The sequence below is a fragment of the Geitlerinema sp. PCC 7407 genome, assembly GCF_000317045.1.
GTDB lineage: Bacteria > Cyanobacteriota > Cyanobacteriia > PCC-7407 > PCC-7407 > PCC-7407.
On sequence record NC_019703.1, the window covers coordinates 1828025 to 1840954 of the forward strand.

General features: G+C 59.7%; 7 protein-coding genes. 2 read left to right on the forward strand and 5 right to left on the reverse strand.

The features are described 5' to 3' along the window. Positions 1-45 precede the first annotated feature (45 nt). Complete coding sequence (locus GEI7407_RS07750) at positions 46-3411, reverse strand: caspase family protein (protein WP_015171588.1); 3366 nt, start codon at positions 3409-3411, stop codon at positions 46-48. A 155-nt stretch (positions 3412-3566) separates the two neighbouring features. Between GEI7407_RS07750 and GEI7407_RS07755 the strand changes: the two genes are divergently transcribed. Further along, positions 3567-3923 (forward strand): CU044_2847 family protein, encoded by a 357-nt coding sequence (locus GEI7407_RS07755; protein WP_015171589.1) that lies wholly within the window; start codon positions 3567-3569, stop codon positions 3921-3923. Between the two features lie 83 nt (positions 3924-4006). Here GEI7407_RS07755 and GEI7407_RS07760 read toward each other — a convergent pair whose 3' ends face one another. From GEI7407_RS07760 to GEI7407_RS07775, 4 genes are all read right to left on the reverse strand, one after another. Further along, positions 4007-4423, reverse strand: coding sequence for a TIGR02588 family protein (locus GEI7407_RS07760; RefSeq protein ID WP_015171590.1), 417 nt, complete (start codon positions 4421-4423; stop codon positions 4007-4009). After that, on the reverse strand, positions 4420-5367 hold the full coding sequence (locus GEI7407_RS07765; protein WP_015171591.1) for a TIGR02587 family membrane protein: 948 nt from the start codon (positions 5365-5367) through the stop codon (positions 4420-4422). The genes GEI7407_RS07760 and GEI7407_RS07765 overlap by 4 nt, the downstream gene beginning before the upstream one ends. Positions 5368-5617: 250 nt before the next feature. Next, positions 5618-8452, reverse strand: a complete 2835-nt coding sequence (locus GEI7407_RS07770) for a family 10 glycosylhydrolase (protein WP_015171592.1) — start codon at positions 8450-8452, stop codon at positions 5618-5620. 249 nt (positions 8453-8701) lie between these two features. Beyond that, positions 8702-11383, reverse strand: coding sequence for an RNA helicase (locus tag GEI7407_RS07775; RefSeq protein WP_041268329.1), 2682 nt, complete (start codon positions 11381-11383; stop codon positions 8702-8704). Positions 11384-12131: 748 nt separating this feature from the next. Here GEI7407_RS07775 and GEI7407_RS07780 point away from each other — a divergent pair. Next, complete coding sequence (locus GEI7407_RS07780) at positions 12132-12812, forward strand: universal stress protein (RefSeq protein ID WP_223294498.1); 681 nt, start codon at positions 12132-12134, stop codon at positions 12810-12812. Positions 12813-12930 lie beyond the last annotated feature (118 nt).

Sequence of the window (12930 nt, forward strand, 5' to 3'; positions counted from 1 at the left end):
TGTCTGAATCTGCAAAATTTAAGGCATTAGCCATTGTCTTAAATTTTACTTTGTTTTTAATGTTAGTATCGCGTCTATTTTATCCAGAGATTTGCGTGTTTTTTCTGATTTCTCAAAACGAATCTTCTCGTTCTTTCTGATGGCCCACAAGCGAATTTTTTTGTCATCTCGACCTGCGGAAACAGCAAAGGAAGCATCGGACGAGATTTGAACTGACGAACTTTCACTAATAAGAGTTCCGATCTGTACTGGATTTGAGTTTAGAAAGAATTTATCCTCGAGATTAAAAACCATAAGGTTCTTACTAAGATCAGAGATGAAAACCTTTGAATCATCAGAGCTGATAGCTGCATCAACAGCGCCAGCGCCAGCATTGGCCTTAAGCAGGATTGGTTCAGTGGATTTTGATAATCTAAGGTCCCAAAACCGCATAACGTCATTTTCCCCTATCGAAATCATCTTCTCACTGCCATTGATAAAGGCTAGAACGTAGACTGCTTTATCGTATGTCTTTGGAAGCGCTTTGCAAGATCGCTGAAGAGGTAATAGCTGACAAATGAATATATTCCCTTTCTCGTCGGCAACTGCTAGCTTATGACCTAATTTGTCAAATTCAACTTCCTTAATTTGTCCGATTGTCGGTATCTTTAATGAAATTGAATTCTTGTTTACCTGATCGTGATTTTGAATCCTGATATCCCCTCTGCTGCCGACGAATGCTAGTTGATTGTCAGGCATAAATTTGATGCCTACAACTGACTGCTGATTTCCTGATTTTGTATTTGGAAAGGGTGTAAAAGACCTTTCATCATTCCCTTGAATATTCCAAACCCAGACTGTGCCAGATTTGTCGCCTGACGCAATCAAATTATTGTCACTTGCTATGTCAATTACCCAAACGTCTTCTTGATGTTTCTCAAAAGTTTTGACAGGCAGTCCGTTAGTTGGGCTATCAATAGGCCAAACTTTAACCTTGCCGCCAACTCCCCCTGCTGCAATCAGTTGATCGTTGGGGCTAAGAGTTGCTTCAACCAGTACATTTTCATAAGAGAAATGATTGATTTCGCGAACTTCAGAAACAATTTTGAGTAGATTGGGTGGAGTGAGCGTGTTAGGCCCTTGTTTTTCAGCAATAAACTCTAAGGCTTTTTTTGTGTGTTGAAGGGCTTCAAGCTGTTCTTGAAACTTAAGAGCGGTCTCAGCATCGGTGGTTATGGATTGAAGAGTGGCTTCTTGGATCGAGCGGTTAACTTGTCGGATGGAGTGGATGATGGTGCCTGCTAGAACGAGGATCAGGGTGATAACCAGGGTTCCGGCTCGCAGTTTGGTTTGGCGGCGTTTTATCTCGGCCATCACCTTGTCTTCGAGAAGTTTGACCTGCTGCTGGCGATCGCGATCGCGCTTGTCCAAACTCCGCTGCACAAACTGCTCCTCTTCTGGCAACAGTCTCGGCTGCGTGCGCTCAATCCACTCCGCGATCTTGGCGAGGCGCGCGCCCGACAACAGCGCCTCTTCTGATTCCCCAAAGCGGGTCTGCCAAACGTGACAGTCCGTTTCCAGGAGTCGCTGGAGCCGGATGTCGTCGCGGTCCTCAGTGATCCAGTTGCGCAGGAGGTCCCACTCGGAGAGCAGCGCCTCGTGGGCGACCTGGACCCACTCCTCGTCCGCGATGATGAGGCGCTGTTGCTGATCGGCCAGCAGGCACACCATCTGCTCGATCCGCGCCTCAGGGGCGATCGCCCGCAGGCGCGCCCACGAAACGCGGCGGCGCGTGACCGTCTCGTTGTCCTCGCCGATCTGCACCAGCTCCTTGAACAGGCAGCGCACCAGGGCCTGATCGTCCTCCGAAAAGCTCCGATAGAGGATGGTGGCGCGGCGGTTGAGAGCGCCTTGAACCTTGCCGATGTCGTGGTACTTCTCGGCGGTGAGCTGGCCGGTGGGAGACTCCGCCTGCTCGATGCAGACCTGCCACAGCTCTTTGAGGGCGTATTGCAGGAGGGGCAGAGCGCCGGGCTGACCGAGCACATCCTGGGCGATCGCATTGATCAGGCCCTCTTCGAACTGGACCCCGTGGAGGGTCGCCGGACGAGCGATCGCCTGGTGAAGTTCGGCTAGGGTCATGGGCGTCACCATGTAAGCCGACGGCTGGGTGCGGTTCACCAGGGTGGCCGATTCGGGGTAGGTGGCGCAGCGATCGAGGAAATCCCCGCGAATCGCAATGATCACCCGGGCTTGGCTGCCCTCCCGCGTGACCTCGTCGGCCAGGAGCCTCAGCAGGCGCTGGCGATCGCTGTCTTGGGACCAGTGCGTAAAAATCTCTTCAAACTGGTCGATCAGCAGCACGTAGGGCTGGGGCGATCGCGTCAGCTCCGCGATCAGCCCCGCAATCTCGCTAAAGCTGTGAGTGCTCGGCATCACCAGGCGCGTGGACCACTGGCTGCTCCCCGGCAGGCGATCGCGCGCCAGCTCTGGCAGCAGGCCCGCCCGCAGCAGCGAAGACTTGCCGCAGCCCGACGGCCCGATCACCGTCAGGACCTGGCTGTCGAGGAGGCGAATCGTCAGATGGCGCACCGCCTCCTCGCGCCCGCAAAAATAGTCGGCGTGCTCTGGCTCAAAGGTGTACAGCCCCCGGTAGGGGTTGGCGGTCTGGAAGGGATGCTCTGAGGGGATGGGCTCTAGGGGCGGGTAGCGCAGCAGCGTGATGTAGCGGCCCCAGCCCATGCGCAGCGGCTCCTGGCCTGACTGGCGCAGGGTCCGGCCGACGCAGTCAAAGAGGCGATCGCCGCTGATATCGCCATTGATGTCCGCGTTTTCGCGATCGAGCCCCTTCAGCAGTGCCTCCGTGAAAACACTGTGCTCCTCACCATAGAAGGCTTCCTCGGTTTGGCGGCTGGCCGTGACGATGTAGTAGTCCCCGCTGGTGTTGAAGCTGGTGAGCTTTTGCCTCAGGAGGTCGTGCTCCAGAAAATGACCGCTGTGGCAGCAGTCCAAAAAGACCATCAGGCTGCTGAGCTGGGACTTGCCAATCAGCAGGTTGAACTTGTAGAGCGAGAGGCCGGGCTGCTGGGGGCTGTAGTCCGAAGTGGCCAAAAAGCCCGATCGCTCGTCGGTATCTGGGTCTGTCTGGGTGACGCCGTGGCCGGTGTAGTAGATCAGCCCTTCGCCTTGCTGGGCCTGCTCCAGCAAAAAGTTTTTGATCGTGTCGATCAGCTCTGGGGCGCTGACGGCGCGCTCCGCCACTTCGTAGCAGTTCTCGGCTGCTTTCCACTGAGCGGGGAAGCGCCGGACCACATCGAAGTTACCGTGACGCTCGAGGACCTGGGCCACCGCTTCGGCATCCCGCGCAGCATTGGGCAGAGAGGCGAGGTTCTGATACTGGCTGATACCGATGATGAGGGCGTAGCGGGGCATGGCAGGATGGCGTAAGGGCGATCGCCCAGAAGGCAAAGTGATAAATGCTACCCGCGATTCTAGCCACAGTTTTTTCTAAAGTCAGGGTTTTTTCTGAGCTACACTCAAACTTTTAAGAAACTTCATTAACCCCTAGACGGAGATTTGCAAACGCCATGGCCCAGCTTCAGCGCCTCGACATCGTTGGCGATGATGGTCAAACCATCGAAATTTTTGTGGAAGAAAAAGACGCCCCGGTGTTGGCGACCTCTCCCAACCGGGACGGCAGACCCAGTATGGGGGCCGGCAGTCCCAGCGTGAAAATGCAGCAGATGCAGCAGGTGATTCGCGGCTACGCGACCTATGCCCTGAACGCGTTCAAGGATTTTTCGGCGGCTGAGGTGGAAGAGATCACCCTCATGTTTGGGGTCAAGCTCAGCGCCAGTGCGGGGATTCCCTATATCGCCAATGGCACCACAGACAGCAATCTCGAAGTCCAGGTCAAGTGCCGCTTCCCAGCCAAAGACGGCTAGGTGCTGGGATATCTGGGCGCTTTGCACAGCAAAAACGCGGCGGGGGCGATCGCCCCCGCCGCAGGAATCGAGCCCGCTAGCCCCTAGGGCAGGCTGTAGCTAGCAACCCGCAGGGACAGGTCTCCCTGGGCCGGATCGCGCTGAAAAACAAAGGCTCCCTCGGCTTTTTCGCCCCCCGACAAAAAGTCAAACTGCTGCTCGCCGGTCTCGATGACTTCGCCATTCACGCGCAGTTCGGCGATCACCTGAACGGATTCGGCAGTGCCGCCGCCGGTGTTGGTGACGCTGAAGGGAATGTAGAACTGGCTCCCAGCTTGGCGCACCTCAGGGGTGATCTCGGTTTCGAGGACCGGCGGCTGGGTGTCGCCCGTGGCCCAAGTGTAGGCCACGAGCCCCAAAACGCTGGCGATGATCGCAGCGGCGATCGCAAAGCTCACCCACTCGGCAAAGGAGCGCTGGTGCTTGGCCTGGGAGGTCGAAGAATCAGAAGACTGGGTCATATCGCAAGGCGTCCGGCAGCGCCACCAATGGTTGCAGGCAGGCCCAACACAATCACGTTGCGGAGCCACAGCGACCAAGGATCGCTAAAGCTCAGCCGATGAAAGAACCAAAGCATCAGGGCTGAGGCCAAGAGGGCCACGATGTACGAGACGACGGTTTCGGTGCCCGGTCGCTGAAAAATGCCGGGCTGGGCGTAGCGCTTGGGCTGGTTGGTGAAGCCAGCGGCAAAAACCACGCCGTAGGAAATCAGCAGCGAAGTCAAAATGATGGCGATCAGCCACGGCGGCGAGGCAGCGGAAACCAGCATCGGCACCTCGTCGGTGGGCGCGATATTGAAGGCGATCATGACTGCCCCAATCAGCGTGGCGCTCAGATCAGCCAGGGTTTCGTGATAGTTGATTTCTACTTTGCCGATCGTCACAGTGGCGTCGGACTTGTCCCCCGAACCCTGGGAATCATCGTCGCCGTTGCTCAGGCGATCGCCGCTGAGGAGCGATCGCGCCAGGCTCACCCCCAGACCAAAGGGCGCTCCTTCGAGAATCAGCTTGCCCAAGGCTTCGTCTAGGGGCGTTTCGCCCGTGATCTGGCGCAGCAGCACCAAAATCACAAAGCTGCACGCCAAGCCAATGGCCAGGGCCTCGGTGCTCTCGGCGGCGGTCTCCATCCAGGAGCGGCCTTTATGCTTCCGAAAGCCTTCGGTCCGATCGATCAGGAAAATAACGCCGTAGGTCCCGATCAAGATCGCGAGCATCAGGGGCGGTTCGGTGTAGGAGCCAATCCACCAAACCTCCATGGTGTAAAGCAGGGGAATGCCAAACAGGAAGCCGCCTGAGGCACCGCGCACCAGCTCTTGGAGCTCATTGCGCCACTCTTGGCGGCTGCTCCGTTGGGCAAGGTGGCGTAGCGAAGGCCTCGGTTCAGCCAAAGCGGGATCTTCTTTCAAGGGTTTCAACGGGTCAAACGTTCACAAAAAAGTTGCGCCCGCTTTGCCAGGAGCTTCCCGTTTAGTCACGCAGGCGATCGCCTCCAGCGCTTCCCAGCGGAAAATCTGTCAAATTTGGGCTCAGTTACTTTTGATACCCGAAATTTTGGGCCAAGGCATGTCTCTAGAGGGTGATTGTGAGGCGAGGGGCGATCGCCGGATTTTTCTCTTTCTCAAAGCAACTTGTTCTAGCTAGCCCATTAAGCTCGCTTCAGCTCTGTGGGCGATCGCCGTACCGCAGCAGCGCCTCGATCGCGTCCAGGCGATTTTGCCACACCGTCACCTGGTAGCCGTTTTGCAGCTTGTGCAGGTGCATCCAGCTTGGGAACTTTGCCTGAAAGCGGCTCAGGGCCGCTTTGGCAGCGGCAACTTCAGCACTTGAGGGCGTCTCTTGGAGAGCGGCGATCGCCCCTCGCAGCTCCTCAGCCTGGGTGCGCAGCTCCGTCAGCTCCGGCTCGCGCAGCCAAAGCTGCTCCTGGCCCAGCAAAAAGCTCCACTCCCGCTGCAGGGCATCAAAGCGTTCGAGAGCGGCGCCGTAGGGCTGACGCTGGGGCAGCAGATCAGAGTTGCCCTGGGTCCGACTAAAGATGCCCTGGAGGGCCTCATCGAGATTTTCTGCCGCAAAGAGGGCGTAGCCCGCCGCTGCCTCATCTCGCAGCAGCTGGATTTGGTCGAGGGTGACTGCCGTGGGCAAGTTCAGCAGCCGAATCCCCGGCAAAATCAGCGCAGAGCCCAGATTTTCGGCCCCGAGCCAGGGCGTCGCCAAGCGCTCAAAGCGATTGGTATCCAGGGCATAAGTCATCGGGACCACCCAGTCGATATCGCCCCGCTTCGCCCAGGTTTCCCAGTGCTGCTGGAGCTTTTGGATCCGCTCGTGCTCCGACAGCGGAAAGACCGCCACTGACAAGATCAAGTCAGGCTTTTGACGCCGGAGCTGCTGGGAAACCTGGGCGACGAAGCTGTCAATTTGCTGCGTCCGGAACTCGGTCCAGCGCTGCCACAGGGCCTGATCGCGCGGCGAAATCGTCGTCGGGTCCACGCCAGTTAAGGTCTTGAACTGTGCCCGGGCGGCCTTGCCGTAGCCGTAGCTGCGATTGGCGCTGGGATCTTGGAACGGGTAGCGAATGTAGTCGAGCTGCACGCCGTCCACGTCGTAGCGACTGACAATCTCGCCCAGAAGACGCGTCAGGTAGCTGCGGACCTCCGGATTCGCCGGGTCCAAAAAGGGTTTGCCCTGACCGGGCGGAATCAAGCTGCCGCGATCGTCGTAGTTGGCCCAGTCAGGGTTAGCCGCAATCAGCGGCCCCGGATAGCTCGCGGGCAGATTCAGCAGGGCATTGTGCCGCTCATTGCCCGCCGCAAAGGCCCATACCCAGGCGTGCAGCTCCATGTCTCGCTCGTGGGCTAGCTTGACGGCGGCTGCCAGAGGGTCCCATTGACGAGTGAGGGGATTTTGCTGGGGGGCGATCGCGCTGGGATACACGGGATAGCCCGCGTTCACCGTCTCAAAGAAAACGGTGTTGATGCCAGCATCAGCCAGGCGATCGAACACCTTGCGCAAGCCTGCCTCGGAGCCGGCTTTGACGATGGTGCCGCGATCGAGCCACAGGGCGCGGACCTCTGGGTGAGCGCGGGGGCGATCGGTGGGGTAGTTGTTCCACAGGAGCTGACGGGCGCGCAGCCACTCGCTGCGGGCGGTGGCGTAGTCCTTTTTGGCCACCAGATCCGGGAAGGCTTTGGCGATTCGGCGCGCTTCTTGCAGGACGGCTGGGCCGGAGCCGTTGAGGGCGACGGCGGTGGGTAAAGCTGCCGCTAGGGTGCCCGCTGGCTCTGGATCGCCGGTGGCTTGGGCTTTGGGGCTGGCGGCAACGCTTTCGGGCCGCTCCAGGCTAATGGGGGTGTTGTGAGCGTTGGCTGCTAGCAGGGCGCTTTCGACCCGTCCCAGCAAATTATTGAGCTCCTGGCCCATGGCGATCGCCTCCAGAGTGGTGATCGGCTGGGAGCCGCGCTGCACCTCCAGGCCGGGGGGCGCTGACTGTTCCGCCGGATCGGTGATCGCCCCTGCGCCCTGCGCTCCCAGAGTGGTGGGTCGGCTGGGCGGCGCAGAGGGCGAAGGGGAGCGAGGAGCCGGCGCTGTGGCTTGGGCGGTAGGTGCTGGCTGGGGGACTGGCGTCGCTGCCCTCGAAATGCTGGGCGCTGTGGGGTTTGGCGGTGCGGTGACGGGAGCGGCTGCGGGAGTTGTGGGACGACTGGACGATCCGGCGGCGATGGGCGGCGTCACAGTCCCGTAGCGGGCGATCGCCGCCTTGAGCCAGGAGCTGTCCATGGCCACGCTGCTGGCGCTCTCTGCGCCCCACGTCCAGCCAAAGAAGGTCGCGCGGTCGGTGGTGACAACCGCTGGCGGGCGATCGCTCATGGCCCAGGTAGCGGCCGTTTGGCTGGCCAAACCCGTGGGAATCACCACCCCGCCCACGGCGGCGCGAGCGTTGTCAGTGGAGCTGGCCCAGGCGCTCACGCAGGGCTGGGTCGGGACGCAGTCCACCCGATCGAGCTTGGCGGGCTGGGATAGCGAAAACGCCCAGTAGCCGCCGAGTGCCAAGCGCAGCTGCTGGCGCACGTCGGGGGCAGACTGGGTGGCCACGGGACCGCTGGCAATCACCCGACCGCCCTGCTTGACCCAGGCGGCGATCGCCTCACTCTGGGCCGGCGAAAGGCTCTTGAGATTCGGCAAAAACAGCACTTGGACCCCGCCCAGATCCGACAGCTCGTCGAGATCCTGGAGCTCGAGCACCTGGTAAGGAATCCCGCTGGCCTGGAGGCGCGAGGTGATGCCCAGCCAGATTGACAGGTTCTCGGGGCTGCGAATCACGGTCAATTCGCTGGACTGGGCGATCGCGGGCATGATTCCTGTGCTGACACCCACAAGGAGGCCTGCCACGGCTCCTGTGACGGCCCGATAGACGGCGGCCAGTGGCGATCGCCCTAGAGCGGGACTTTTCACCCCCGAGCGGCCAGCCGCAGAGGCCTCAACGAAGAAATCACGCATGAAACATGGGCTCCTGACATCACAACGAAAGGTCAGCTCGATTGCCGTGAAAAAGCTGTCCGCCATTGGCGATATCACCCAGACTCGGGTGACGCCTCAATGACTGTTTTGTCTCGTCAAGCACCCCAAAGGCCCCCTGGGAGCTGTTTGGCTCAGCGGGGGTACCAGTCCTCAAAACCCGCCGTCGATCCTATGTCCCCGACGGGTCTCCGAAAACCGCGATGCGCCGCCCAGGACCCGCGATCGCTCCTAGTCGATCGCCTCGCTGACTGGGAAGCGATCAATCAGCCGAATAGCCTGATACGCGTTGCGGCGCATTGCCTCCGGCAGATGGGGCACGTGGGGCAGCTGGGACAAGAAGTCCAGGGTGCGGCGCAGCACCCGCACCACGTCCCCTTCATCCAGGCTGGTGTTGTTGCACAGCTCCACCCAGTCTGCTTCCAGGGCCCACTGCTCCACCAGCGAAATGAAGTCTTCCTCTAGCCAGATGGGCATCGCTACCTGATGGCGGCGCTGGAGCTGGAAGAGCTGGCGACGCAGACCTCGCAGGTCATTGAGGGCTTCGTCCACCTCAGGGGACGACGTGTAGCGCGTCCAGATGTCGGGGCGCGAAACCTCCGTCACCAGGGCCGCACAGGCCGCCGCAAAGTGATGCGGCTGCAAAGCATCGAAGGAGCCCGACAGCATGGCCATGCCCAGCCACAGCTCGTTGTCGCCCCGAATCGCCGCGATCGCCTCCCCGATTTCCGTTGGCTTGTAGCCGTGCAGGCAGCCAAAGGCTTGCAGGATGTCGATCAGGCTCAAAAACTCTTCCCAGTGGCGGTGAGACTGGCGATCGAGCTCTTCCTGGCGCTGATTGATTTCCGATCGCAAGGACGACAGCCGTCGCTGACGCTTCAGGATCGAAGCGCGATTGCGCCACTGATGGACCGGATGCGCCTCCAGCTCCTGCTCCAGTTCCGTCGCCCGCTCCAGCTGGCCAGAAACCTCCGGCGCCAGACTCATCAGCGACGGATCGTCAATGCCAACCGCTAGGCGCTCGCGCAGCAGCTCACAAATAATTGCTGTTTCCTCGCTGCTGCGGCGCACCTGACCCGGCTTGAGGGGAAGCTCCGGCGGCAGGACCAGATCATCCACGATCGCCAAGCGGGGAATCTCGCCATAGAGCGCCACCACATCCCCCGTGGTCACCACGTACCAGCGGTTGTCCTCGCCCAGGCACACCAGGTAGGGAAACTGGCCAGAGCCGTGGACCTTGGTCACCAAGACCGCGGGCAGGGGCGCAGCCTTGCCCTTGATGCTTAAAATAGTGCCCGCCACCGCGAACTTCAGCGCCTCGACCATGCCCTTGGTCCGTACCTCCTCGGCCTGCTGCTGCAAGATCTTGAGCAAGCGGCGCTCTTCCTTCAGGCGCTGACTGAGCTTTTCGTAGTGGGCCAGGGCATCCCAGTCCACCTCCTCTATCTGGGCCTCGAGCTGCTCGTACTCCGCCTCCAAGTCGGCGATCGCCCGCTGCTGGGGCTGCAAATAGAGCGTCGAGAGATACTGGCCAAAACTTCGCTCGACAAGCTCCCTGGCTTCATCAACGGAGTGGGTTTGCAGCAGATTGAGCACCATGCCGTAGCTGGGCGTAAACTGACTGACCAGCGGGTCGGCCTGGGCCGTCGCCAGGTAGGAAGCCTCCCGCGCCCCCTCAAAGGGCGTCTGGGCCGTCACCACATAGCCCATGGTGTCCATGCCGCGCCGGCCTGCGCGCCCCGCCATCTGCAAAAACTCTGACGGATTGAGCAGCCGGTGACCGCGATCGGTCCGCTTGCTGAGGCTAGAAATCACCGTGGTCCGGGCGGGCATGTTGATGCCAGCGGCCAGCGTCTCGGTCGCAAACACCACCTTCACCAAGCCCTGCTGGAACAGCTCCTCCACAAAGGCCTTCCAGGCTGGCAGCAGGCCCGCGTGGTGCGACGCAACGCCGCGATAGAGCGGCTCGATCTGGGAAACTCGCCCCACTTCTGGGTTGCGGGCCAAAAAGGCATCGACCTGCTCCCGCAGCTGTCGGGCCTCCTCAGGGGTGACCAGGGCCATGTCGCCGAGTGCCTCGACTGCGCGATCGCACCCCCGCCGGCTGAAGATGAAATAAATCGCCGGCAGCATGTCGCGCTCCTGGAGCTGCCCAACCACGGTGGTCACGCCAGGACACTCTTCCTGGGGAACCCGCTGATTGCCCCCCTTGCGCCCGCGACGGGACTTTGCCAGCTGGGGATTGATTTTCTTCTGATTGTTGTCGAGGAGCGGAAACAGCCCCTTGACATTGCTAAAGCCAAACTGCAGCGGCACCGGCCGAAAGTCTGAATAAATCAGCTCCGTCGGACCGTGCACCCGATGAATCCACTCAGTCAGCTGCTCACTGTTGGCCACCGTGGCCGAGAGCGCCACAAGCTGGACGTCTGGCGGGCAGTAGATGATCGACTCCTCCCACACCGTCCCGCGCTGGCGATCGTTCATGTAGTGGCACTCATCGAGCACCACCGCCTCCACGCCCACCAAGGAAGTTCCCACCTCCCCAATCGGCGTCCCGTAAAGCATGTTACGGAAGATCTCCGTGGTCATCACCAAAATAGGGGCGTCTCGGTTGATCGAAGCATCGCCGGTCAGCAAGCCGACATTCTCCGCCCCAAACATCTCACGGAAGTCTCGCAGCTTCTGGTTGGACAGGGCCTTGAGCGGCGTCGTGTAAAATACGCGCCGTCCGCGGCTCAGAGCCCGGTAGATGGCGTATTCCCCAATCAGGGTTTTACCGGAACCCGTGGGGGCACACACCACCACCGATCGCTCGGCTTCTAGAGCCGCGATCGCCTGTCTCTGGAAACTGTCTAGCTCAAAAGGAAATAAGGTATCTAGGTCAAGCTTCGGCAAAATCGCTTTAACACTCAAATGGCTGGAAACGAGAGGAGGACAACGGTTTCGGGAAGATTGCAGCGCTTGGTAGGGGGTGAAGATTCGCGCCAAATACGAGCCGTACTCGCGCGATCGCCCCTTGGTCACTGCGCCGCCCCATCATCAACTCTCAGAAACATGATACTGCGCCCTCCCAGAACCCTACCAAGCGACCTGCCAGCAGCCTGCAAGACACTCGTCCCCAGCTAGCGAAAACTTGCGAAAGTTACCGAGGAGGTGCGCCGTGAAGCCAGCGTAAGTTGGGCAGGCCCGCAATCGTCAACTTTTCTGATGAGGCGATACTCTAGAGAAGGTGCCAAGATGAAAGCACGGAGGCGGACTGCTGCCAACCCGCCCTTGGTGGTCCCTCAATTGGTGGCTTAGATCACACCGGAGCTAGATGTAATTCGATAAACTTAACGAGTAAGTTCCTCTCTAGAGAGTTGACCTGAATTCTTCTAGTGGAGCGGGTCGTCTACCTCGTATAACTCCCGTGGTTAGCCATCTTTGGCGATCGGTAACTTGTTAACTTTTGCATCACTCAAGCGTCTTTACCCCTTCTCTCTCTATCAGTCCCGGATAGTTTTCTAGGCAACACAGACACCTACCAATCGCCCCTCCCAAGCTATACCCGGAGCCTTGGCTGAGCGGCGACTTCGAAGTGAGCCCCGATCATCCCTTGTCGAGTGGGCCGCTTCCCAAACTCATTCCATGTACGAATAGCGAGGTTTCTGTTGTGAATCTCATGACGATGCTCGTGCGTTTGCAGAACGCGATGGGACGTATGGATTTGGCCAAGCAGATGGTGCTGCTGCCCGGCCGATCGGATCGCCCATCGTCTTTGCCGAGCACCACTAACCTGGTTGTCGGATACGACAGCTCTCCCCGCAGCCAGACGGCTTTGGACCTAACCCTTTGGATCGCGCATCAAACTCGCCTCGCTACTTCTGAGTCTTTGACGGTGCAGGTTGTGTACGTCATCGACCCTACCCCCAAGCGCCAAAAGACCCCAGCCTCGGCGGCAGAGCTGATCAAGGTCAATGGAGCTGCGAAGGCCGCTCGTCGAGCGGCGGTAGGCGCTTCAGCAGGCGCTGCGATCGCCTCTGCCAAGGGCTCCCCCCTCCCCTTTCTGACGCATCCTGAACTCCCCGTCGGTCAAGCGGAGCAGTTTGAGCACGCCGATCGCATTTTGTGGCAAGCTCGCTGCATGGCCGACGAATGGAGAGGCTCTCTCAAGACCCATCTTCGCTTTGGCTCGGTGGCCCAAGAGCTGCGGCAGGTTGTGGAGTCGGAAGGTGCCACGCTGCTGGTGATGGGTTGCCCTACCCGCGAACATCCCATGATCAAGGCCCTTGGCAAGAATTTCCCCTGTCCTGTGCTGGGAGTGCCCCACAGCCTACTCCATCCCGAGATGGAGGGCCGCTAGACTCAGCTGAAGTGTTTGGAAATACTTCTAAACACTTTAGGACATCTTGAGATATTTCGAAACAATTTAGAACACTTCGAGACTTGGCCGCGCCCGCCGCGAGCTAAAGCACTCAATC